Genomic DNA, 222 nt, shown 5'->3' with positions numbered 1-222 from the left:
GCGGCGCGAAGGGGTCGGCCTGGCCGCGTACGAGCCGCAGCGTCGCGCCCGTCGCCTCCGCGCCCGGCAGCTTCCAGGACGTACCGACGAGGCTCTTGTACCGCCCGTACGACGCCCCTTCGAGCCGGGCCAACTGCTCGTCCAGGCCGTCGCGCGGCGGTCCGCCGTGTGCCCGGGGCGGACGGTCCTCGTGCGGCGAGCGGGTCTCCGGGCGCGGCGGAC

The 222-nt window shown here is 77.9% G+C and carries 1 protein-coding gene; it reads right to left on the bottom strand.

All coding sequences use genetic code 11. The annotated features are described in order from the left end of the window. Positions 1–222: ABC-ATPase domain-containing protein (locus tag AN218_RS38015; RefSeq protein WP_338059605.1), on the bottom strand; the 222-nt coding region annotated here is incomplete at both ends.

This window comes from Streptomyces nanshensis (assembly GCF_001751255.1).
Classification (GTDB): Bacteria; Actinomycetota; Actinomycetes; order Streptomycetales; family Streptomycetaceae; genus Streptomyces; species Streptomyces nanshensis_A.
Note: the sequence above shows the minus strand (reverse complement) of the source record. Positions and strands in the feature narration are given on the sequence as shown.